This window comes from Nonomuraea sp. NPDC023979, assembly GCF_040639085.1.
Taxonomy (GTDB): Bacteria; Actinomycetota; Actinomycetes; order Streptosporangiales; family Streptosporangiaceae; genus Nonomuraea; species Nonomuraea ceibae.
In genome coordinates, this window is the sequence record NZ_JBEZZG010000044.1 from 14,656 (window position 1) to 35,947 (window position 21,292).

Annotated in this window: 21 protein-coding genes and 1 pseudogene; 16 read left to right on the plus strand and 6 right to left on the minus strand. The window is 71.2% G+C overall.

Annotation, left to right across the window (positions count from 1 at the left end; translation table 11 throughout):
- Positions 1 to 107: 107 nt before the first annotated feature.
- From AB0G11_RS43715 to AB0G11_RS43735, 5 genes are read left to right on the plus strand one after another with little or no spacing between them, the layout of a single operon-like run.
- Complete coding sequence (locus AB0G11_RS43715) at positions 108 to 1,349, plus strand: branched-chain amino acid ABC transporter substrate-binding protein (protein WP_357592793.1); 1,242 nt, start codon at positions 108 to 110, stop codon at positions 1,347 to 1,349.
- A gap of 3 nt (positions 1,350 to 1,352) precedes the next feature.
- A complete protein-coding gene (locus AB0G11_RS43720) occupies positions 1,353 to 2,264 on the plus strand; it encodes a branched-chain amino acid ABC transporter permease (RefSeq protein WP_357592795.1) in 912 nt (303 codons plus the stop codon).
- On the plus strand, positions 2,261 to 3,808 hold the full coding sequence (locus AB0G11_RS43725) for a branched-chain amino acid ABC transporter permease (RefSeq protein ID WP_357592797.1): 1,548 nt from the start codon (positions 2,261 to 2,263) through the stop codon (positions 3,806 to 3,808). Before AB0G11_RS43720 ends, AB0G11_RS43725 begins: the two co-directional genes overlap by 4 nt.
- Entirely contained in the window at positions 3,805 to 4,557 is a 753-nt protein-coding gene (locus AB0G11_RS43730) for an ABC transporter ATP-binding protein (RefSeq protein WP_357592799.1), read from the plus strand. Before AB0G11_RS43725 ends, AB0G11_RS43730 begins: the two co-directional genes overlap by 4 nt.
- Entirely contained in the window at positions 4,557 to 5,255 is a 699-nt protein-coding gene (locus AB0G11_RS43735; protein ID WP_357592801.1) for an ABC transporter ATP-binding protein, read from the plus strand. The genes AB0G11_RS43730 and AB0G11_RS43735 overlap by 1 nt, the downstream gene beginning before the upstream one ends.
- 15 nt (positions 5,256 to 5,270) lie before the next feature.
- Here AB0G11_RS43735 and AB0G11_RS43740 read toward each other — a convergent pair whose 3' ends face one another.
- Positions 5,271 to 6,494 (minus strand): cytochrome P450, encoded by a 1,224-nt coding sequence (locus tag AB0G11_RS43740; RefSeq protein WP_357592803.1) that lies wholly within the window; start codon positions 6,492 to 6,494, stop codon positions 5,271 to 5,273.
- Positions 6,495 to 6,649: 155 nt separating this feature from the next.
- The gene (locus AB0G11_RS43745) at positions 6,650 to 7,009 is read right to left on the minus strand and encodes a multicopper oxidase domain-containing protein (RefSeq protein ID WP_357592847.1); all 360 of its coding nucleotides are present in this window, start codon (positions 7,007 to 7,009) and stop codon (positions 6,650 to 6,652) included.
- On the opposite strand from AB0G11_RS43745, the pseudogene AB0G11_RS43750 reads away from it, so the two are divergent.
- Positions 6,908 to 7,122 (plus strand): annotated as a pseudogene (locus AB0G11_RS43750) (LuxR C-terminal-related transcriptional regulator); the annotation flags it as partial. The gene AB0G11_RS43745 and the pseudogene AB0G11_RS43750 sit on opposite strands and share 102 nt — an antisense overlap.
- An 83-nt stretch (positions 7,123 to 7,205) precedes the next feature.
- Positions 7,206 to 7,856 (plus strand): response regulator transcription factor, encoded by a 651-nt coding sequence (locus AB0G11_RS43755; protein ID WP_219510569.1) that lies wholly within the window; start codon positions 7,206 to 7,208, stop codon positions 7,854 to 7,856.
- Here the strand turns inward: AB0G11_RS43755 and AB0G11_RS43760 are convergent, their stop codons facing one another.
- Positions 7,857 to 8,630, minus strand: a complete 774-nt coding sequence (locus AB0G11_RS43760; RefSeq protein WP_219510568.1) for a hypothetical protein — start codon at positions 8,628 to 8,630, stop codon at positions 7,857 to 7,859. It lies immediately after the preceding gene.
- Positions 8,631 to 8,731: 101 nt separating this feature from the next.
- Complete coding sequence (locus AB0G11_RS43765; protein WP_219510566.1) at positions 8,732 to 9,955, minus strand: histidine kinase; 1,224 nt, start codon at positions 9,953 to 9,955, stop codon at positions 8,732 to 8,734.
- 439 nt (positions 9,956 to 10,394) lie between these two features.
- On the opposite strand from AB0G11_RS43765, the gene AB0G11_RS43770 reads away from it, so the two are divergent.
- Entirely contained in the window at positions 10,395 to 10,748 is a 354-nt protein-coding gene (locus AB0G11_RS43770) for a hypothetical protein (protein ID WP_219510565.1), read from the plus strand.
- A 19-nt stretch (positions 10,749 to 10,767) separates the two neighbouring features.
- The gene (locus AB0G11_RS43775; protein WP_219510564.1) at positions 10,768 to 11,346 is read left to right on the plus strand and encodes an OmpA family protein; all 579 of its coding nucleotides are present in this window, start codon (positions 10,768 to 10,770) and stop codon (positions 11,344 to 11,346) included.
- A 160-nt stretch (positions 11,347 to 11,506) separates the two neighbouring features.
- Here the strand turns inward: AB0G11_RS43775 and AB0G11_RS43780 are convergent, their stop codons facing one another.
- Positions 11,507 to 11,851 (minus strand): hypothetical protein, encoded by a 345-nt coding sequence (locus AB0G11_RS43780; RefSeq protein WP_219510563.1) that lies wholly within the window; start codon positions 11,849 to 11,851, stop codon positions 11,507 to 11,509.
- 104 nt (positions 11,852 to 11,955) lie between these two features.
- On the opposite strand from AB0G11_RS43780, the gene AB0G11_RS43785 reads away from it, so the two are divergent.
- On the plus strand, positions 11,956 to 13,242 hold the full coding sequence (locus tag AB0G11_RS43785; protein WP_357592805.1) for a VCBS repeat-containing protein: 1,287 nt from the start codon (positions 11,956 to 11,958) through the stop codon (positions 13,240 to 13,242).
- A gap of 86 nt (positions 13,243 to 13,328) precedes the next feature.
- Positions 13,329 to 14,981 carry a catalase gene (locus AB0G11_RS43790; protein ID WP_219510561.1) on the plus strand — a complete coding sequence of 551 codons (1,653 nt, stop codon included), beginning with the start codon at positions 13,329 to 13,331 and terminating at the stop codon, positions 14,979 to 14,981.
- Here the strand turns inward: AB0G11_RS43790 and AB0G11_RS43795 are convergent.
- On the minus strand, positions 14,950 to 15,798 hold the full coding sequence (locus tag AB0G11_RS43795) for a DUF4429 domain-containing protein (RefSeq protein WP_357592807.1): 849 nt from the start codon (positions 15,796 to 15,798) through the stop codon (positions 14,950 to 14,952). The genes AB0G11_RS43790 and AB0G11_RS43795 overlap by 32 nt on opposite strands.
- A gap of 112 nt (positions 15,799 to 15,910) precedes the next feature.
- On the opposite strand from AB0G11_RS43795, the gene AB0G11_RS43800 reads away from it, so the two are divergent.
- From AB0G11_RS43800 to AB0G11_RS43820, 5 genes are read left to right on the plus strand one after another with little or no spacing between them, the layout of a single operon-like run.
- Positions 15,911 to 17,035, plus strand: coding sequence for an alcohol dehydrogenase catalytic domain-containing protein (locus AB0G11_RS43800; protein ID WP_357592809.1), 1,125 nt, complete (start codon positions 15,911 to 15,913; stop codon positions 17,033 to 17,035).
- A 26-nt stretch (positions 17,036 to 17,061) separates the two neighbouring features.
- Entirely contained in the window at positions 17,062 to 18,420 is a 1,359-nt protein-coding gene (locus AB0G11_RS43805) for a sugar ABC transporter substrate-binding protein (protein WP_357592811.1), read from the plus strand.
- A 5-nt stretch (positions 18,421 to 18,425) separates the two neighbouring features.
- The gene (locus AB0G11_RS43810) at positions 18,426 to 19,301 is read left to right on the plus strand and encodes a sugar ABC transporter permease (RefSeq protein ID WP_308126029.1); all 876 of its coding nucleotides are present in this window, start codon (positions 18,426 to 18,428) and stop codon (positions 19,299 to 19,301) included.
- Positions 19,295 to 20,113 (plus strand): carbohydrate ABC transporter permease, encoded by an 819-nt coding sequence (locus AB0G11_RS43815; protein WP_219510556.1) that lies wholly within the window; start codon positions 19,295 to 19,297, stop codon positions 20,111 to 20,113. Before AB0G11_RS43810 ends, AB0G11_RS43815 begins: the two co-directional genes overlap by 7 nt.
- A 7-nt stretch (positions 20,114 to 20,120) precedes the next feature.
- On the plus strand, positions 20,121 to 21,281 hold the full coding sequence (locus tag AB0G11_RS43820; protein WP_219510554.1) for a mandelate racemase/muconate lactonizing enzyme family protein: 1,161 nt from the start codon (positions 20,121 to 20,123) through the stop codon (positions 21,279 to 21,281).
- Positions 21,282 to 21,292 lie beyond the last annotated feature (11 nt).

Here is a 21,292-nt window from a genome sequence, read left to right on the forward strand (position 1 = left end):
GGACAGTTTTCGGGCAGTGAATGGGTCTGTCGCGTGGACAGCCGAGGACTCTAGCGTCCCTCCGGTCCGACGGGGTGTCGGGATGCAGGGGAACGAGGGAGTCTGCGTTGAAGAGCAAGACCACCGGCGTGCTGTCCGCGCTGCTGGCCGTCGTCACGGCCACGGGAACCAGCGCGTGCGCGGCGGGCAAGACCGAGACGGCCGGGAGCGCCGGGGGGTGCGACACGAGCAAGGGCACGCTCGTCGTGGGCGTGATCGCGCCGATGTCGGGCAAGCTGTCGGCGATCGGGCTCGGCATCCGCAACTCGGTCCAGCTTGCCGTCGACCAGGCCAACGCGGCGTGCGCGGTCAAGGGATACCAGCTCGCGATGGATGCGCAGGACGACGAGGCAAACCCGGACAAGGGCGCCGCGGCGGCCCAGCGTTTCGCCGACGACCCCAACGTCGTGGGAGTCGTCGGCTCGTACAACTCGGGCGTGGCGCGGGCGATCCAGCCGAAGATCGCCGCCGCCAAGCTGCTGCTCATCTCGCCGGGCAACACCGACCCGGTGCTGTCCAGGGGAGCCGACTTCGCCACCGCGCCGAAACGGCAGTACGGCAACTACTTCCGCGTCGTCGGCACCGACGACCTCCAGGGCCCCTTCAACGCCCGCTACATGGTGCAGAAGGAGGGGAAGAAGAAGCTGGCGATCATCACCGACGGCAAGGCCGTGGGTGAGAGCAGCGCGACGGAGTTCGCCAAGGAGGCCGAACGCCTCGGCGCGCAGATCGTCATCCGCGAGAAGGTCAACGAGAACGACAGCGACTTCTCCAGCGTGCTGACCAAGGTCAAGACGCTGAACCCGGAGGCGATCTTCGTCGGTTCGGAGTATCACGTGGCCGGCCCGCTCAGCAAGCAGGCCAGGGACCTGGGGCTGAACGTGCCCGTGTCGGGCACCGACGGCCTGTTCGACCCCCAGTTCATCGCGCTCGGCGGCAAGGACGGCGACGTCGCCACCTCTGTCGGCGCGCCGATCGACAAGCTGGACAGCGGCAAGGCGTTCGTGGACGCGTACAAGAAGAAGGGCTTCTCCGACGGGTACGGCGGTTTCGGCGCCTTCGCCTTCGACGCGGCCAACGTCATCGTCGCCTCGGCCGGCAAGGTGACCGCGAGCGGCGGCTGGAACGGCGGGCTCGAACAGCGCGCCGAGCTGATCAAGCAGGTCCAGGAGTACCGGACCGACTCGGGCGCCAACGGCACGATCGGATTCGACCAGTACGGCGACAGCGTCAACAAGATGTTCACCGTGTACAAGGTCACGTCCGGTGCGTGGAAGGACGTGCTGAGTGACCAGTTCGAGGCGAAGTAAGCCGTGTCCACTCTGGCGCAGCAGATCGTCAACGGTCTGGTGCTGGGTGCGCTGATCGGCTTGATCGCGCTCGGCTACACGATGGTCTACGGCATCGTCCAGTTGATCAACTTCGCTCACGGCGAGGTGTTCATGGTGGGCGCGTTCGGCGCGCACTTCGTCTCCCTGCGTCTGCTGCCCGCGGACACGCCCTGGGACACGGCGCTGCCGGTCATGTGCGTGACGGCGGTGGCCGTCTCCGTGGCGGTCGCGGTCGCGGTGGAGAGGCTGGCGTACCGGCCGCTGCGCGGCGCGCACAAGCTGGCGCCGCTGATCACCGCGCTCGGGGTGTCCATCCTGCTGCAGGAGGTGGTGCGGGTCTTCTACCCCGGCGCCACCGCGCCGCTGGCCTTCCCGCGCGCCTTCCCCGACGGGCACCTGGTGCTCGGGCCGGTGACGGTCCTGTGGACCGGCGTGCTGGCCCTCGCCGTCGCCCCCCTGCTGGCCGCCGCGCTGCACCTGTACGTGGAGCGCTCCCGCCTGGGACGCGCCATGCGCGCCACGGCCCAGGACCCCGAGACCGCCCGGCTCATGGGGATCGACCCGGACCGGGTGATCCTGGCGACGTTCGTCCTCGGCGCGGCGCTCGCGGGAGTGGGCGCCGTCCTGTACGGCATCCACTACACGCAGATCGACACCGCCATCGGCTTCCAGAACGGCATCTTCGCCTTCACCGCGGCCGTGCTCGGCGGCATCGGCAGCATCCGCGGGGCCATGCTCGGCGCGCTCTCCATCGGCCTGGTGAAGTCACTGGCCGGCCAGTACGCCTGGGGCGGCGCCCAGTACGACTACGTGTGGGTCTTCGCACTGCTGATCCTGGTCCTGATGTTCCGCCCGCAGGGCTTCCTCGGCCGGCCGGAGAGGGTGCGGGCATGACGTCCTCCTTCGTCCGGGACCGCCCGGTCACCGAAGCGCCGTCCCGGCGCGAGCCGCGCTCCGCCTGGCGTTCCGCGCCGGGCGCCGCGCTGGTGCTGCTCGGGGCGCTGTCGCCGTGGGCGTCGGCCGTCATCCCCGGCGGCGCCTATCCCGGCCTGGCCACGCTGCAGTTCTTCGACGCCCCGTACCTGGTCACCGGCTTCCGCCTGCACCTGCTGCTCCTGGGGCTGGCCGCGATGCTGCCCCGCGCGAGCCGGGCCGCGGGCGCGGGCGCGGCCGTCATCGCGCTCGTCCACACCGCGTTCCTGGCCGCGCTCGGCGTCCTGTCGTTCGGCGGTCCGGTGACGCTGGCCGGCGGCGCCCTGCTGATCTGGCTGGGCCGGAGGGAACCCGCCCCCACGTGGAAGCTTCCGTCCCGCGCGCTGGCCTGGCCGATCCTGGTGGCGGCCTTCGCCGCCCTGCTGTGGGCGGTGTCGGCGATGCTGACGGCGGGCGGGCAGAGCCGGGCGACCAACCCGCACGGAGGGGCCGAGTTCCTGTCGTTCCTCGGATTCGCCGTCGGCCTGTTCGGCATCCTGTCCGCGTACGGGGTGCTCTCCTGGCTCTCGGCCCTGGCCGAACGGCACCGGGCCTTCAGCCTCACCGTCCTGCTGGCCTGCGCCATGCTCCTGCCGCTCACCGAGGCCGGAACCGGCTACTGGATGACGGTGGCCTCCACCATCGGCATCTACGCGGCCACCGCGATCGGGCTCAACATCGTCGTGGGCCTGGCAGGGCTGCTCGACCTCGGCTACGTGGCCTTCCTCGGCATCGGCGCCTTCACCGCCGCGAACCTGGCCCACGTGGTCTCCTTCCCGGTCGCGGCGCTCGCGGGCGCGGTGGTGGCGGGCCTGCTCGGCGTCGTGGTGGGCGCGCCCACCCTGCGCGTGCGGGGCGACTACCTGGCGATCGTGACGCTCGCGTTCGGCGAGATCTTCTTCCGGGCCGCGCAGAACGACATCGGCGGGCTGACCGGCGGCGCCAACTCCATCCCGGGGATCCCGCCGATCACCCTCTTCGGGCAGGGCTTCGACCAGCCGGTCGGCGGACTGCCCGCCGGCTTCCTCTACTACGCGCTGACCGTGCTCCTGGTCGCCGGCACGATGGCGGTCCTGGCCAACCTCAAGCACAGCCGCACCGGCCGGGCCTGGCTGGCGATCAGAGAGGACGAGGACGTCGCCAGGGCGATGGGCGTGCGCACCGGCCGGGCCAAGATCCTGGCCTTCCTGGTGGGCGCCACGCTGGCGGGCCTGGCGGGCGCGGTCTTCGCGCACAAGCTCGGCACGGTCGGCTACGAGAGCTTCGACTTCAGCGAATCGGTCACCTTGCTGGCCGCGGTGATCCTCGGCGGCATGGGCACGGTGCCCGGCGCGCTCGTGGGCGCCTCGCTGCTGTTCGTGCTGCCGGAGAAGCTGCGCGAGTTCAGCGACTACCGGCTGATGCTCTTCGGGCTCGCCCTCATCCTCATCATGCGTTTCCGGCCCAAGGGGTTGGTGTCCTCATGACTCTCGTCGCAGAGCGCCTGTTCATGTCCTTCGGCGGCCTCCTCGCGCTGGACGGCGTCTCGCTCACCGTGCCCGACGGCGGCGTGGTCGGGCTGATCGGCCCCAACGGCGCCGGCAAGACCACCCTCTTCAACTGCCTGACGGGCCTGTACGCACCCACGTCCGGGCAGGTGGTGCTGAACGGGCGGCCGCTCGTGGCCGACGCCGCCGAGGCGGCCCGCGGCGGCATCGCGCGCACCTTCCAGAACATCCGCCTGTTCTCCGAGATGTCCATCCTCGACAACGTGCTTGTCGGCCGGCACACCCGGATCAGGCAGAGCCTGCTGAACGCGCTCCTGCACGGCCCCGGGTTCCGCAGGAGCGAGAGAGAGGCCGTCGAACGCGCCCGCGCCGAACTGGCCTTCGTCGGGCTCGACCCGGCCGGCCAGGCCCCCGCCCGCAGCCTGGCGTACGGGGACCAGCGGCGTCTGGAGATCGCCAGGGCGCTGGCGGGCGACCCGTCGGTGCTCATGCTCGACGAGCCGACCGCCGGCATGAACGCCACCGAGACGGCCGCCGTCAGCCGCCTGATCGACGCCATCCGCCGGCGCGGGATCTCCGTGGTCGTGATCGAGCACGACACCAGGTTCATCTTCTCCCTCTGCGACCACGTCCACGTGCTCGTGCGCGGACGCCTGCTGACCAGCGGGCCGCCGGAGACCGTACGCGCCGACCCGCGCGTCATCGACGCCTACCTAGGAGCGGCCTGATGCTCGAAGTGAACGGACTCGCGGTCGCGTACGGCGCGATCGAGGCCGTCAAGGACGTCGGCTTCACCGTCCAGGAGGGGCAGATCGTCTGCCTCGTCGGCGCCAACGGCGCGGGCAAGAGCACCGTGCTCAAGGCCGTGTCGGGCCTGCTCCGCCCGCACCGCGGCGAGATCCGCCTCCGGGGCCGCCCCATCCACCACCTGCCGGCGCACGCCGTCCTCGCCGCCGGCGTCGCGCACTGCCCCGAGGGGCGTCGCCTGTTCGCCGGCATGACCGTCGAGGAGAACCTGCGCCTGGGCGGCCACCTGCGCCGGGACCGCCACGTCGCGAAGGACATGGCCCGCGTCTACGACCTCTTCCCCGTCCTGGGGGAACGCCGTACGCAACGGGCGGGGCTCTTCTCCGGAGGCGAGCAGCAGATGCTGGCCATCGGCCGCGCCATGATGGCCCGGCCGGCGCTGCTCATGTTCGACGAGCCCACCATGGGATTGTCGCCCATCATGATCCGGCGCATCCTCGACACCATCGCCCTGCTCCGGAACCAGGGGACGACGATCCTCATGGTCGAGCAGAACGCCCTGGCCGCTCTCATGCTGGCCGACCACGGCTACGTCATCGACCTCGGCCGGACCACCATGTCCGGGCCGGGCACGGACCTGCTGGCCGACCCGCGCGTCCGCGCCGCCTACCTCGGCTGACCGCGGCGGCCGTCTCTAGCGCGAGCCGGGGCGGGCCGGTGTGAGGCGGACGGGCAGGGCGCGGACGAAGTCGCCGTGCGGCTGCCCGTCCCGGACGACCGGCCCGGTGACCTCGATCTTCGCGAACCGCTCGACGAGCAGCCGCACGGTCTCCTCGATCTCGATGAGCGCGATCAGGCGTCCCAGGCACGCGTGACGCCCGGAGCCGAAGTTCAGCACGGGTCTCGGATGCGTACGGCTGATCCGGAACCGCTTCGGGTCGGTGAAGACCGACGGATCGTGGTTGGCGGCGATCACCGAGGCGAACAGCCACGTGCCCGAGGGGATCGCCAGCCCGGCGAACTCCTGGTCCGCGCTGCCGAGCCTCGGGTCCGACCAGACGTTCGGACGCGCCCGCAGGCTCTCCTGGACCGCGCTCGGGATGAGTGTGGGGTCCTCGCGCAGCAGGCGCCACTGGTCCGGATGCGCGGCGAGCGCCATGACGGTGTGCGAGAGGGCCGCGCTCGTGTTGTCGGTGCTGGCTGTCAGCAGCGTGAAGAGGATTTCGAGGATCTCCTCCGTGGTCGTCTCGCCCCGCCGCTCCGCCACGAGGAGCTGGGAGAGCACGTCGTCGCCCGGCTCGGCGCGCCGGCGTTCGATGTGGGCGCGGGCGTAGCCGACCAGCGTGCGGGCGCCGCGTTCGATCTCGTCACGATGGCGGGGATCGGCGCGGAACGCCTTGAGCAGCATGTCCGAGCAGGCCGCGACCAGCTCGTGGTCCTCGGCGGGCGCGCCGATGAGGTGGCAGAAGTACGCGGCCGGCACGTGGGGCGCGACGGCCTTGGCGAAGTCGAACTCGTCGCCCGCCAGGCTGTCGAGCAGCCCGGCCGCGATCAGGCGCGCCACGCCCCGGGAGCGCTCGATCACCACCGGGCCGAGCAGCGGCCCCAGCAGCCGGCGCTGGCGCCGGTGGGCCTCGCCTTCGAGCGCCGCCGTGTTCGCGACGCTGTAGCGGTACGCGACATTGCCCCGGTTCAGCCCGCAGGCGGTGAGCAGCTCGGCGAAGCCCACCGTGAACCGCTCGTCACGCAGCAGCGCCCGCGCCAGGTCGTAGCTGAGGAACTCCACCCCGCGCGGGCTCCGGGCGACGGGAACCCCCGGCCCGAGCGCCTCGATCATGCCGAGCGGGTCCGAGACGTAGTCAGCCGAGTACACGTCGAGGAAAGGCAAACTGTCGATGTCCCGGGTGAGGTCGCGCATCTGATCCCCCTGATCTCCATGCGGGCTCCGCCGAGCCCGCCGACCGGATCGAGCCTGTCAGCGCGAGCGCGGCATGATCCATCCCGCCAGCGCTACCTCCACCGGTAGCGCAGCCTGTCGGCCGGAGACGCTTTGGGTGGCGTGAGCCGATCCGGTCAGACGCCGACCTCGTAGGGGCGCACGTCCACGGTGTCCTTCCAGCCGGCGTCGGTCGGCAGGGGCGGTCCGCCGTTGCGCGTCAGCACCTGGAAGCGGGCCAGGTGGAGGTGCACGGGATGGTGGAAGTCGCTGGTGAACCGCCAGGAAGACGCGCGCGGCCACGGCCTCTCCGGGAGGCTCGACCGCCGACCGCCGACCGCCGACCGCCGACCGCCGACGGGGGACCGCGCTGTCGTCGGCCGCCCGGTGCCGGGCCCGGTCTGGACCGGCTGACCGACAGGGAACGCGAGGTCCTGACGCTGGTGGCGACCGGCCTGTCCAACGAGGAGATCGCCACCCACCTGACCATCAGCCACGCCACCGCGAGACCCGCGTCAGCAGGACGATGTCCAGGCTGGGCGCAAGGGACCGCGCCCAACTGGTCGTCCACGCCTACGAGTCGGGCCTGGTCACCCCGGGCGCCCGTTGATCGCCCCGCCCGGTCCGCGCGGGGCGCGCGGCCCGGCCGTAGGGTTGAGCATGATCGAGCAGCGCGCGAAAGGCCGGTAACGGATGCGGGTGATGGTCGCCGACGACTGTCTGCTGTTCCGCGAAGGGCTCGCCCGGCTCCTCACCGAACGCGGGTTCCAGGTCACGGGCCAGGCGGGTGACCCGGGGTGGCTGATCAGCCTCGTCCGTCAGGACCCGCCCGACGTGGTCGTGGTCGACGTCCGCATGCCGCCGACGTACACGGCCGAAGGTCTCGACGTGGCGCGGGAGCTGCGTGACGCCTATCCCGGGCTGGGCGTGCTGGTCCTGTCGCAGTACGTCGAGACGCACCACGCCGGTCAGCTCTTCGGGGAGGACGGCGGCATCGGCGGCGCGGGCTACCTGCTCAAGCACCGGGTCAACCGGCTGGACGACCTGGAGAGCGGCGTCCGGCGCGTCGGGGCGGGCGGCCTGGTCCTCGATCCGTCGGTGGTCGACCGGCTGCTGCGGCGCCGGCGGACGCGAGATCCGCTCGACGAGCTGACCGGCCGGGAGCGCCAGGTGCTGGGCCTGATGGCAGAGGGGCGTACGAACGCGGCCATCGCCAAGGCGATGAGCGTGACCGTCAAGACGGTCGAGGCGCACGTGCGCAACATCTTCGACCGGCTGCACCTGGCGCTCACGGACGACGACAACCGCAGGGTCCTCGCGGTCCTCGCGTATCTACGGCGCTGATCAGCCGTTCTGGCCCGCCTTCAGCGGCGTCCTGGCGGTGGGCAGGAGGACCTGTCCCGTGACGAACTCGGTCCACAGGCCGAAGCGGAGCTCGCCGCCCGTTCTCGCGGTGGTCTCGGCGAAGCCGACGGTGCGCCCGTGGTGCCGGCGGGTGGCGCCGAACGAGAGCTGGAAACGGGTGGTGCCCACGCGGTCCTGGGGTGGGACGGCCGTGGGCGGCACGATCTCGTCCAGCGCCCATCGGTAGTCCTTCCGGTACGGGGACGTGACCCGTTCCAGCGTCTGCTCCAGGATCACCCCCGAAGCCGGCAGCACCACCAGCACCCCGGCTGACCGCCCGATCCGCGTGTTGAAGGCGTGTACCTCCTGCGGCTCGCCGCTCGGGAACTCGCCACGGCCGCCTCCGATCCGCGACCCGGCCGGGCACGCCCGCACCCCCTGCCGCTCGATCACGGCGCGAGCGCACGTGGGGAACGCCTCGGGGTTGAAGCTCACCGAACGGTCGAACAGGAAGACGAACCGCCGTGGCCCGGCCGGGACGTCGCCCGTCGCGGCGCGGCTGCGCCGGTCGAAGGCGATCGTCACGCTCCGACCGGCCCCGCGAGTCGCCGTCACCGACAGCGAGTCGATGTTGTCCGTGGCTTCGACGTCGGGCTCGTACGGCCGCTGCGGCCCGCCCGGAGCGGGGTCCGGCGGGGTGGCGTCGGCAGCCGCGGCCTGCGTGAGCACGCTCAGGGCCGCGAACGCGGCGGCCGCGGTCAGAACGCTCTTCATCCTCATGAAACCTCCAGATGTGGAACGGCGACGGCGGTCACGCGCACGCGTCGGACCCAGGGGAGATGGCTTGCCCACGACCGCCGGCGGGTTCGGTGAGATCATGCTCGCTCGCGTGCGGGGTGGTGAACAGAGGGATAACCCTGTGTCGCGGGGTCAGGGACGGGCAGGCTCGCTGTCACACGGGTGCCCGCACCCGCGGGGCTGTGCACGCGCACGTGGCCGCCGACGGCGGCGGCCCGGTCGGCGAGCCCGCGCAGGCCGCTGCCCGACGGGTCCGCGTTCCCGGCGCCGTCGTCGCTCACGATCAGGATCAGCCGGCTGCCCTCGTCCCGAAGCCGTACGACGACCTGCGAGGCCCCGGCGTGTTTGGCGGCGTTGGCGATGGCCTCGGAGGTGAGGAAGTAGGCGGTCTCCTCGACACGGGAGGGCAGCCGGCGTGCGGGCAGGTCCTCCAGAACGACGGGCAGGGCCGCGCGTTCGGCCAGCGACTCCAGCGCGGGCCCGAGGCCGGCGTCCGCCAGGATCGCCGGGTAGACGCCACGGGCCAGCTCGCGCAGCTCCTCCAGGGCCGCCTCCAGCTCCATCATCGCCCGGTTGAGCGCCGCCCCGGCTTCCGGCGGTTCGGCCAGGCGTGTGCGTGCGAGCGTGAGTGACATGCCGACGTTCACCAGGCGCTGTTGCGCGCCGTCGTGCAGGTCGCGTTCGATGCTGCGGCGCCCGGCGTCCATCGCCTCGACCACCTTGCCCCTGGCGTCCTTCACCTCGCCGTGCAGGTGCTCGTTCTCCGCGAGCAGCCCGCGTACGCGCGTGTTGCCCGCGCAGATCACCCGGACCATGACCTCGATCGGCCAGGTCACCAGCGCCGCCAGGAGCAGCCCGAGACCGGGCACGGGCAGGAACAGCTCCATCGCCGTCACTCCGCCGGCCAGCCAGCCGAGGAGGCTGATGAGCAGCCCCGCCGCGGTGAAGGGGAAGCCGGGCGACGAGGCGAAGACCGCGTAGGCGAAGACCACGAACAGCACCCCGGGCGCCAGGTCGCCGATCCCCGCCAGGACAGGGTGGTCGAAGGAGCGCAATCCAGCCGTGAACCAGGTGAACCCGATCGCGACCGTCCGCCGCCCCAGCGAGCTCACGTGCCGCTGCGACCAGACGATCAGCCCCATGACGATGTAGACCCATGCCGCCCATAAGGGTCCCGCCACCCCGGCCAGGTCCCAGAGCGGCGCGGCGTGCGGGTCGTCCAGCCAGCCGGTGCCGGCGACGTACACGACGCTGGCGAGAACGGCCAGCGCCACGATGCCGTACCTGGTCCTGAATGTCATGAACCCTCCTTCGCAGAGATCACGCCGATCGGCACCCATGACATCAACTACCACCGCAAAGTCGGCGAAAGCCGCCATCCAGGCGGCGACATCTAGGGATAACCCCATGGCCGGCGTCGCGGCGGACCACGACGATGGCATCTCCCGGACGCGCATGAAGTGAAAGGCGATGAGGAGTCTCCCGATGACAAGGCATGTCGCAGCTCTGACAGGGGTTCCGGCTCTCGTGATAGCCCTGACGGCCTGCGGTGCGGTGGGCGGGCCCGGCGGCGGTGGAGAGCGCCAGGACGGCGCTCGTGCGGCGAACTCCACCGGGACCTCCGCGGCCCGGCCGAGTTCGTCGCCGTCACCCGAGACGACGACCACCACCACACCGGCCGTATCTCCGTCAGCCCTTGCCCCGATCGCGTCTCAGCGGTTCGAGCGTGAGGGACGCGACATGACCGTGACCATCACCCAGCTCCAGCGGGAGGGGAAGATGGCCACGCTCAGCCTCACGATCAGCAACGAGGACGGGCCCTCCTGGCGCATCGGCAACGACCTGGGCAAAGGACCGACCGACTACACGGTGGGCGGACTCTCCCTGGTGGACGCCGGCAACGCCAAGCGGTACCGGCCCGGACGCACCGGCCACTTCGCCTGTCTGTGCTCCACGACCAGCGGCAGCGTGGTCATCGACGAGGGCGAGAGCCTTCCCTTCTACGCGACGTTCGCCGCTCCGCCCCCGGACGTCACCAAGGTGCACGTCGAGGTCCCGGGCTTCGGAATCATGAGCGATGTCCCGATCGCGTGAGCCGGTCACGGCCACTTCGGTGACTGAGGCCCGGGCGGCGCGCCGACGGCTGGCTCTGAGCCTCGGAACGGCGTCGATGCTGCTGCTCACCACGTACACCCCGGCCTCAGCCGGGACCCGGGCAGACGACGTCTTTCCCGTTGAGGACATCAGGCACCTCGTCGAGAACGTCCGGCTCACCGTGGAGTCCCTGGACGCCTCGGAGAGCGAGACCCGCGACGACAGGACCGTCACCGTCACCCTGACCAGCGACGTGCTTTTCGCCTTCGACAAGTGGGAGGTGACCGGGGCAGCCAGGACCCGGCTGGCGAGGATCGCGGAAAGCATCAGGACCGACGCGCCCGACGGCGTCATCGAGATCGCCGGGCATACCGACGACCAGGGCTCGAAGGCCTACAACCGCCGCCTGTCCCAGCGTCGCGCCGAAGCCGTGCGCGGCGTCCTCGCCGGGTTGCTCTCCGGGAGGTCCGTCACGTTGAGGGCCTCCGGCCACGGCGAGACCAGGCCGCGGGTGCCCAACATGGTCGGCAACCGGCCCAGCGCCGAGAACCGGGCGCTCAACCGGCGCGTCGAGATCGTCTACGAGGCGAGTCGATGACCACTCCACCGTGTGCCCGGCCGGCCGGTGGCACCCCATGCCTGTTCTTTCCGTCGAACATCTTTTACGACGTGAAATATCTTGGTGCGCGAGAAGGCGGCCTTGTCTGTCGAGCGGAACCCCGGCTCGGGTCGCCGAGCCGGGTTCTTTCGTGCCGGGGTCAGGAGAAGACGACGGAGCGCACCAGGAGGCGGTCCGAGGCGCCCGCGCCGGGGCGCAGGCTGTAGTAGACGTCGCCCGCGCAGCCGCGCTCCAGGAAGACGGTGGCCGTCGCGTCGGTCAGGTTCTTGGGCGCGTAGGCGGCTGACGTGCCGTCGGAGCCGGCGCCCTGGATGTCGATGCACGTCCGGCTCGGCGGGTTGTTGATGAAGCCGACGGCGTCGTAGCCGTCGGCGGTCTGGTACGAGTAGCGGAACTGGCCCGTGGCGGCCCAGGCGGAGCCGGGAACCGCCAGGACCAGCATGAGGGCGCCGGCGGCGGCGGCCAGAGCGGAGTGCGAACGCATGGTTCTCCCCTTCACGGAGTAACGACATCGGACACAAAGAGTAATCGTACACTTACAATTCGTGTCAGGACGCTGCTCGGCCGGATGCGGCATAGTGGGCGGCCATGGCGAGAAAGCTCGGAGTCTTACTCGTGTCGTCGATGCTCGCCGGGTGCGCCGCCGCAGGGCCGGGCCCCGCCGCGCCGACACCCCCGCCCACGCCGGAGCCCGCGCCGGAGCCTGTGCCAGTCTCGGTGACCCCGGCCGCCGCGCCCCCGTCGCGGCCCCGGTGCTCCGGCAAGGCCGAACCCGGTGACGTGAACGGTGACGGCTACGCCGATCTGGCGTTCGTCCGGACGGGCGCCGACTGGCGGGAGCGGGCCCAGCTCGTGGTGGTGCACGGGTCGGCGCGCGGCCTCGACCCGGCCACCGCGTACGTCGCCGGTGACGGCGCCATGTCCGGCGAGGTGCCCCCGCAGTTCGCCGACCTCGACGGCGACGGCTGCGCGGACGTCGTCATCCCCGACCGGTCCCTGATGATCTTCTGGGGCGGCCGGGGCCCGGCCGCCGTCCTGCCGTACGGAAGTCACTCCGGCGTGGCCGACCTCGACGGCGACGCCGCCGCCGACCTGCTGGCGACCACGTCGCGTCCCGACGGCAGCGGCGGCAGGCTCGTCCGCCTGCACGGCCCGTTCACCAGGTCCGGCGAGCCCGCCCGCCGGAGCGGCCGCCCGCTCCCCGAGGGCGAGTGGCCCGGCAGGATGGTCACCGATCCGTACGGGCCGGACCTGGTCGTGTACGGGCCCGACGACGGCGAGCAGGCCCACGCCTGGCTGCTGACCGGCGAGGACTTCCGCGAGGTGGCCACGGGCAGCTCGGCGGTGTTCGGCGACTTCGACGGCGACGGCCGCCGCGACGTGGCGATCGGCGACAGCGGAGCACGCAACAACGAGCCCGGCATGGAGACGGAGGACCCGTCGGTCGAGAGCATCGCCCGCGTCTTCTACGGCGGCGCGGACCGCGAGCCGCAGGTGCTCGGCGGCGTCCGGGGCAGCCTGCACGCCGGCGACCTGACCGGCGACGGCGCCGACGACCTGGTCTCCGGCGAGGTCATCGGCATGCACGCGCGGGTCGTCGGCGGGGCCGAGATCCTCACCGGCTCCCCGGAGGGCGTGCGCCGCCCCGGCCTGTCGTTCAGCCATCGGGGCCCCGAGCGCGGCCCGGCGGGCAAGCGGCTCAAGGACTGGGAGCGCGGCTCGATCAGGACGTGGTCGGTGGGCGACCACGACCGCGACGGCCGGGCCGAGGTGATCCGCGTCTGGCAGGGCGGTCCGAGCGGCGCCCGCTTCTGGCGCGTCGACGGCGCGGGGGCGACGCTGCAGGTGTTCGACCTGGCGGGCAAGGCCGGCTGACCGGAGGGGCGAAGTCTTTGCCGGTGTCGCACGGCGGCTTGAGGGCAGGGCGGGAAAGGGGTCATCCGAGGAGAGGAAACGGTGACATGAGTGACGTTGGTGACCGTCGCGAAGTGCTGACGAACCGGCAGGGCCATCCTGTCTACGACAACCAGAACCAGCGGACGGTGGGCGCGCGAGGGCCCGCAACGCTGGAGAACTACCAGTTCCTGGAGAAGATCAGCCACTTCGACCGCGAGCGCATCCCGGAGCGGGTGGTGCACGCGCGCGGGACCACCGCCTACGGGTTCTTCGAGGCGTACGGGAAGATCGGCGACGAGCCGGTCAGCCGCTACACCAGGGCCAAGCTGTTCCAGGAGCCGGGCAAGCGCACGGATCTCGCGGTGCGCTTCTCCACGGTGATCGGCGGCCGTGACTCGGCGGAGACGGCCCGCGACCCGCGCGGGTTCGCCGTCAAGTTCTACACCGAGGACGGCAACTGGGACCTGGTGGGCAACAACCTGGCGGTGTTCTTCATCCGGGACGCGATCAAGTTTCCCGATGTGATCCACGCGCTCAAGCCGGACCCGGTGACGTTCCGCCAGGAGCCGAACCGGATCTTCGACTTCATGTCGCAGACGCCCGAGTGCATGCACATGCTGGTCAACCTGTTCAGCCCGCGCGGCATCCCGGCCGACTACCGGCACATGCAGGGCTTCGGCGTGAACACGTACAAATGGACCAACAAGCAGGGCGAGTCGTTCCTGGTCAAGTATCACTGGATGCCCAAGCAGGGCGTGCGCAGCATGACGGCCGCCGATGCGGCGATCATCCAGGCGACCGAGCTGGGGCACGCGACCAAGGACCTGCACGAGGCGATCGAGCGCGGCGACCACCCGGAGTGGGAGCTGCTCGTGCAGGTGATGAGCGACGACGAGCACCCCGAGCTGGACTTCGACCCGCTGGACGACACCAAGGTGTGGCCGGAGAACGAGTTCCCGGCACGGCCGGTGGGCCGGATGGTGCTCAACCGCAACGTGGACAACAACTTCGCCGAGAACGAGCAGATCTCGTTCGGCACCGGCGTGCTGGTCGACGGGCTGGACTTCTCCGACGACAAGATGCTGGTCGGGCGGACGTTCTCCTACAGCGACACCCAGCGCTACCGGGTGGGCCCCAACTACCTGCAGCTCCCGGTCAACCAGGCGAAGAACGCGAGCATCCGCACCAACCAGCGTGACGGGCAGATGACGTACTTCGTCGACACCGGCGGCGAGTCGCCGCACATCAACTACGAGCCGTCGCTGGTGGGCGGGCTGCGCGAGGCCGAGTACCCGACGGAGGACATCGAGGGCCCGGTCATCACCGGCCGTCTCACCCGCAGGCGCATCCCGCGCACGAACGACTACGTGCAGGCCGGGCAGCGTTATCTGCTGATGGAGGAGTGGGAGCGCGACGACCTGGTGCACAACTTCGTCACCCAGCTCAAGCAGTGCGACCGGCGCATCCAGGAGCGCATGGTGTGGCACTTCCTGCTGGTGGAGGACGACCTGGGGCTGCGCGTGGGCGAGGGCCTGGGCATCACGCCGGACGACGTGGCCGGGCTGGAGCCGCTGCCCAAGCAGGAGCTGACCGACGAGGACCGGGACCGGCTGGCCAAGCTGGGCAGGAACGGGCCGCGTGACGTGACCGGGCTGAAGATGACGCACTGCGTGCCGGACGAGCGGTTCACTCCAGGCGGCGCAGCAGGGCCTGCTTAGCCGAGGCGAACTCCTCGTCGTTGAGCACGCCGGAGCGGTGCAGCTCGCCGAGCTCGGCGAGGTGGCGCAGGACCACGTCCACCTCGCCCGCCGGGGCCGGGGCGGGGGGCAGCTCGGCGACGCCGCGCGGGATGCGGGCGTGCACGGCGGCGGCGACCAGCGCGGTCGTGCCGCCGAAGCGCTGCACGCCCCACGAGATGCAGCGCGGGTCCTTCTGCGGCTGCTTGTCGGGCCCGTCGCCCTTGGCGCGGAAGCGAAGGGTGCCGTAGCCGAGGCCGGACTGCGGCTTCCACTCCACGGCCACCAGGTCGGTCAGCGGGAACTCCTGCGGGCCGGCCTCGTCCTTGGCGGTGCTGGCGAAGGCGGTCCACTCGATGCGCACGCGCTCGCCGTCGAAGGCGACGGTGCCGTCACCGGCGGACGCGCTGATCGGCACGTCGGGGCCGGGCAGCAGGTAGTCGTCCGTCGGCCCGCTGGGCGTCTGCCACGCGGCGAGCGCGTCGCGGATCTCGTCGGCGTAGTATTCGGCGGCGCCGGTGCGGCCCTTGGGGACGGCCAGGCGGTAAGGGTCGGCGGGGGCGGTCAGCGAGCCGGCGACCACGTCGGTCAGCGGGTCGGCGCCCCGGCGCAGCCGCAGCCGCAGGTGGCCGCCCTTGCGTGACGGCTCGAATGTCGCCCCGGCGACGGCCTCCAGCGGGACGACGATCTCGCCGAGCGCCTTGCGCAGCTCGTGCACCTCGCGGCCGCTGCCCGGGACGATCCGGACCGTCTCTCCGTCGAACGTCCACGCCCCGTCGGGGACTGCGATCTCCGCCATGTCCTCCAGCGTAGTGGGCCAGAAAACATTCCGATAACAAGCCTTGACCGGCCAAAACACCACAAACTAACGTCTGCTGCATTCTATAGAAAGCAGAATGTGGAGGCGGTGGATGGACGCGACGGCACGCGCGGCGATCGTCACCGACGTCGCGGGACCGGTGGACGTACGCGACTACCCGCTGCCCCGCCCCGGCACCGGGGAGTTCGTCCTCAAGGTCGAGCTCTGCGGCATGTGCGGCACCGACGCGCACATCTACCGGGGCCGGCTGGCCAGCGTGCGCTTCCCCGCGCTGCTCGGCCACGAGATCGTCGGCACCCTCGCCGCCCTCGGCGAGGGCGTCACCACCGACCACGCCGGCCGGCCGGTGTCCGTCGGCGACCGCGTCGGCGTCTTCCCGTCCCTGAGCTGCGGCCGGTGCTACGACTGCCAGGTGCGGCGCCGGCCCGGCAACTGCCCCGACCGCCGCCCCTCCTACGGCTTCGCCTCGCCCGCCGACCGCCCGCCGCACCTCACCGGCGGCTTCGCCACCCACCTGTACGCCTCCAACGCGGGCACCGTGTTCTACCGGACCGGCCTGCCCCCCGAGGTGGCGGTGCTGCAGGAGCCCCTGTCCGTGGCGCTGCACGGCGTGGAACGTTCCGCGATCCGGATCGGCTCCACCGTCGTCGTCCAGGGCGCCGGCGCGATCGGCCTGATGGCCGTGGCCGCCGCCCGCACCGCCGGGGCCGCCCGGATCGTCGCCGTCGGCGCGCCGGGCGCCCGGCTCGAACTGGCCGCCCGCCTCGGCGCCGACGCCGTGGTCGGGCTCGGCGACGGCCCCGAGAAGCGCCGCCAGGAGATCTTCGACGCGCTGGGCCGCGACGGCGCCGACGCCGTCATCGGCACCGCGGGCTCGCCCGAGGCGTTCCGCGAAGCGCTTGGCCTGGTCGCCGACGGCGGCGTGCTCGCCGAACTCGGCAACTTCACCGACCGCGGCGCCATCCCCTTCAACCCGTACAGCGACCTGCTGAAGCGGGACATCACGATCGCCGGCGTGTACGGCGCCGGCCCCGACATGCAGCGCCGCTACCACGAGGCGCTGACCATCCTCGAACGCGGCGGCAGGCCGTACGAGCAGGTGGTGAGCCACCGCCTGCCGCTCGGCAGGGTCCGCGAGGCGCTCGAAGCCCTCGGCGGCGGCTACGCCCTCGACGGCAGGGATGTCGTCAAGCTCGCGATCGACCCCACCGCGTAAACCCCCATTTCCCCGGAGGAGAAGTCTTGAAAAGCACCCGCCTGGTCGCGGCCGTAGCCGTGCTCGGTCTGGCCGTCGCGGCCTGCGGCTCGTCGGCCGAGGAGGTCCCGGCAGACGGCGGCGGGCTCGGCACCGCGCAGCAGCCCGTGTCGATCCGCGTGATCGCCAACGACGCGTTCGCCAAGCAGTGGCAGGACAAGCTCGTGCCGGAGTTCAACAAGAAGTATCCGAACATCAAGGTCACCATCGACGGCATCCCGTACAACGACCAGCTCGCCAAGACCATGCTGGAGCTGACCGGCACCACCGCCACCTACGACGCGGTGCTCGCCGACGACCCGTGGATCCCGCAGCTCGCCAAGACCGGCGCCCTCTACGACCTCAAGGGCCAGGAGCTGGCCAAGTGGAACGACCCCGAGTACGACTGGGCCGACTTCCACGCGACGCCGCTCGCCGCGGGGGAGTGGGAGGGCAAGCAGTACGCGGTGCCCGTCCGCTCCAACCTGCTGCTGATGTTCTACAACAAGTCGCTCTACAAGAAGGCCGGGGTCGCCGAGCCGACCGCCGAGACCACCTGGGAGCAGTACTTCGCGGACGCCCAGAAGCTCGTCCAGGACACCGACGGCGACGGCAAGACCGACTCGTGGGCCGTGGGCACGTACTTCACCAAGGACCCGCTGACCCCCACCGTGTGGCAGACCGTGCTTAACTCCGACGGCGGCAAGCTGCTCGACGACAAGATGCAGGTCGCCTTCGCCGGCGAGGCCGGGGTCAAGGCGCTGCAGACGCAGGTCGACCTGCTCAAGTACGCGCCTCCCGGGGCCTCCACCTACCAGTTCAACGAGCCGCTGGAGGCGTTCCGGCAGGGCAAGACGGCCACCATGTTCATGTGGGGCAGCGTCTTCAAGGGCACGGCCGTCGACAAGGAGACCACCACGCTGACCCCCGAGGAGGTCGGCATCACCACGATGCCCGCGGGCACCGCCGGGCCCGGCGCGCACCGCGGCATCTGGTCGGCGGGCATCTCCAAGAAGTCCGAGCACCCGGCCGCCGCCTGGACGTGGCTGCAGTGGGTGACCTCCAAGCAGGGCGAGCAGTTCGTCGGCAAGGAGTTCGGCACCTTCCCGGCGCGTAACTCCACCCTCGACGGCACCCCGCCCGCCGACTGGGCCGGGCCGGTCTACCAGGCGCTCAAGGACGGCTACGAGGTCGCGAGCAAGGGCCAGATGTGGCGGCCCAGGCTGCCCGAGTCCGACGCCGTCCAGCAGATCCTGGCGCTGCAGACCAGCCGGGCCATGTCCGGCCAGGCGACCTCCCAGCAGGCGATCGACCAGGCCGCGAAGGAGATCACCGAGCTGCTGAAGACCAAGGGCTACGGCCAGTGAGACGCGTGAGGCTGGGAGAGCCGGGCACCGCCTGGCTCTTCCTCACCCCGGCCCTGGTCCTGCTGGCGGGCATGCTGCTCTACCCGATCTTCTACACGCTCTGGGTGAGCATGTCCGACTTCGACCTGGCCACCTTCCAGCCGACGGGCTGGGTCGGCTGGCGCAACTACGAGGCGGTGCTGAACGACCCCGGCTTCCTGGAGTCGCTGCGGGTCACGGCCGTCTACCTGGTGATCGCGCTGCCGCTGCAGATGGTGCTCGGGTTCGCGATCGCGTTCCTGCTGAACGTGCCCTGGCGGGGGCGCGGGGTGCTGCGGGCGCTGTTCCTCATCCCGATGGTGGTGGCGCCGGTCGTCGCGGGCGGCGTCTGGCGGATGCTGCTCGACCCGCTCTGGGGCGTGGTCAACTACACGCTCGGGCTGGTCGGCATCGGGCCCGTCGAGTGGATCGGCGACCCGGTGCTCGCGATGGCCAGCGTGATCATCATCGACACGTGGCGGTGGACGCCGTTCGTGGTGCTGATCGCCTCCGCCGGGATCATGGCGCTGCCCGGCGACGTGTACGAGGCGGCCAAGTCCGACGGCGCCGGCCGGTGGGCCACGCTGCGGCACGTGACGCTGCCGCTGCTCGTGCCGGTGATGGCGGCGGCGTTCGTGGTGCGCTGGCTGGGCGCGGTCAAGATGTTCGACATCGCGCTGGCCGCCACCAAGGGCGGGCCAGGGAACGCGACGAACGTGGTCAACCTCTACATCTACGAGAAGGGGTTCAGGAGCCTGGAGTTCGGCTCGGCGTCCTCGATGGCCACGATCGTGCTCGTCGTCACGATGCTCATCACCTTTGTCCTGTTCCGCGTGAGCCGGCGTCTGGAGAACCGATGGTGAGAAGGTACGCGGCCATCGCCGGGGCGATCCTGGTGACGCTGGCCTTCCTGTTCCCCGTCCTCTACATGGTGAGCATCTCGTTCAAGCTGCCCAAGGACATCTTCACGGTGCCGCCCCGGTGGCTCGGCGAGTTCACGCTCGACAACTACGTCAGCTACTTCCACCAGGCGCGCATCCTGCCCCGGATCGTCAACACGATCATCATCGCGGTGGGCGCCTCGGCCATCTCCATGATCGCCGGCTCGATGGCCGGCTACGCGCTGTCGCGGATGAGGATGCGCGGCGCCGGCGTCGTCGGCGGGCTCATCCTCGCCTCCCGCGCGGTGCCGCCGATCGCGCTGGTCGTGCCGCTGTTCCTGGTCGCCCGGAAGCTCGGGCTCACCGACCAGTACATCACCGTCATCCTCGCGTACGTGACCTTCCTCGTGCCGTACGTGGTGTGGCTGATGCGGGCGTTCTTCCGCGGCCTGCCCAAGGAGCTGGAGGAGGCCGCGATGATCGACGGGTGCTCCCGGTTCGGCGCGTTCTTCCGCGTCATCGTGCCGACGAGCATCACCGGGCTGGTCTCGACGCTGATCTTCTGCATCATCCTGGCCTGGGAGGAGCTGCTGTTCGCGCTCATCCTCACCAACGACAGGGCGGTCACCATCCCGGTGGCGATCGCCGGCATCGCGGCCGACACCGAGAAGGGCGGGATGTGGGGGCCGCTGGCCGCGGTCGGCGTGCTGACCGTGCTGCCCGTCGTGGTGTTCGCGCTGCTCGTGCAGAAGTACCTGATCAAGGGTCTCGCGGACGGCGCGACCAAGGGGTGATGGGCCGATGAGGATCACAGACGTGCGCGCTCGCGTCATCGAGCTGCCCTACCCCCGGCCGTTCGTGCCGTCGTGGGCGCCGGAGGGCGCGCACCGGGCCATGTCGGCCGTCATCGTCGAGGTCGAGACCGACGAGGGCATCGTCGGCGTGTCCGGCGGCGACATGGGCCACGGCACCGGGCCGATGCTGCTGGAGGCGATCCGCGGCTGGATCCGGCCGCAGCTCGTGGGCCTGGACGCCTTCGCCACCACGCACGTCGCCAACCGGCTGCGGTACGTGGCCGAGTACGTCTTCCCGAGGCCGTGGGTCGTCGGCGTCGCCGTGTGGGACGCCGTCGGCAAGGCCTGCGGGCAGCCGCTGTACAAGCTGTGGGGCGGGCACGCGGGAGCCGTCCGCGCCTACGCGAGCTTCGGCGAGGTCCGCACCCCCGAGCAGCGGGTCGAGGACAGCCTCAAGGCCGTCGCCGCAGGGTTCCAGGGCATCAAGCTGCGCGTCCACGCCAGGACCATCGCCGAGGACGTGGCCCAGGTCGCCGCCGTGCGCGAGGCCGTCGGCCCCGGCGTGGCCCTCATGGTCGACGCCAACCAGGCCGCCGCCCGCTGGCGTTACGCCCCCGACGGCACCCGGCTGATCTGGGACTACGACCGGGCGCTCACCACGGCCAGGGAGCTGGCCGGTCTCGGCGTCGCCTGGCTGGAGGAGCCGCTGCCCCGGCACGACTACCGCACGCTGTGCGAGCTGACCGCCGCCTCGCCGATCCCGATCGCGGGCTGCGAGCACAACCGCGGCATCGGCCAGCTCGTGCGCATGCTGGAGGACGGCTGCTTCGACATCTTCCAGCCGGACGCGAACGAGAGCGAGGAGATCGGCGCGCTGCGCGACTTCGGCGCGATGGCCGCCGCCCGGCAGCGCAAGGTGATCCCGCACGCCTGGGCCACCGGCCTCGGCGTGGCCGGCAACCTGCAGCTCTGCGCCTCGCTGCCGAACTGCGACTGGCTGGAGTACCCCTACGATCCGCCGGTGATCGTCCCGGAGGTGTTCCACGCCATGCTGACCGAACCGCTGCTGCCCGATTCCTCCGGTCTCGTAGCCGTTCCGGAAGGACCCGGACTCGGTGTAGAGCTTGATCATGCGGCGATCGAGCCGCTCACCGTCCAGCGGGTCTGAAGGGCTCCCCA

Coding starts and splice junctions, on each gene's coding strand:
- AB0G11_RS43725 (WP_357592797.1), top strand. CDS start 2,261: ATGACGTCCTCCTTCGTCCGGGACCGCCCGGTCACCGAAGCGCCGTCC.
- AB0G11_RS43730 (WP_357592799.1), top strand. CDS start 3,805: ATGACTCTCGTCGCAGAGCGCCTGTTCATGTCCTTCGGCGGCCTCCTC.
- AB0G11_RS43735 (WP_357592801.1), top strand. CDS start 4,557: ATGCTCGAAGTGAACGGACTCGCGGTCGCGTACGGCGCGATCGAGGCC.
- AB0G11_RS43740 (WP_357592803.1), bottom strand. CDS start 6,494: ATGCGCGACCTCACCCGGGACATCGACAGTTTGCCTTTCCTCGACGTG.
- AB0G11_RS43755 (WP_219510569.1), top strand. CDS start 7,206: ATGCGGGTGATGGTCGCCGACGACTGTCTGCTGTTCCGCGAAGGGCTC.
- AB0G11_RS43760 (WP_219510568.1), bottom strand. CDS start 8,630: ATGAAGAGCGTTCTGACCGCGGCCGCCGCGTTCGCGGCCCTGAGCGTG.
- AB0G11_RS43765 (WP_219510566.1), bottom strand. CDS start 9,955: ATGACATTCAGGACCAGGTACGGCATCGTGGCGCTGGCCGTTCTCGCC.
- AB0G11_RS43770 (WP_219510565.1), top strand. CDS start 10,395: ATGACCGTGACCATCACCCAGCTCCAGCGGGAGGGGAAGATGGCCACG.
- AB0G11_RS43780 (WP_219510563.1), bottom strand. CDS start 11,851: ATGCGTTCGCACTCCGCTCTGGCCGCCGCCGCCGGCGCCCTCATGCTG.
- AB0G11_RS43785 (WP_357592805.1), top strand. CDS start 11,956: ATGGCGAGAAAGCTCGGAGTCTTACTCGTGTCGTCGATGCTCGCCGGG.
- AB0G11_RS43790 (WP_219510561.1), top strand. CDS start 13,329: ATGAGTGACGTTGGTGACCGTCGCGAAGTGCTGACGAACCGGCAGGGC.
- AB0G11_RS43795 (WP_357592807.1), bottom strand. CDS start 15,798: ATGGCGGAGATCGCAGTCCCCGACGGGGCGTGGACGTTCGACGGAGAG.
- AB0G11_RS43800 (WP_357592809.1), top strand. CDS start 15,911: ATGGACGCGACGGCACGCGCGGCGATCGTCACCGACGTCGCGGGACCG.
- AB0G11_RS43815 (WP_219510556.1), top strand. CDS start 19,295: ATGGTGAGAAGGTACGCGGCCATCGCCGGGGCGATCCTGGTGACGCTG.
- AB0G11_RS43820 (WP_219510554.1), top strand. CDS start 20,121: ATGAGGATCACAGACGTGCGCGCTCGCGTCATCGAGCTGCCCTACCCC.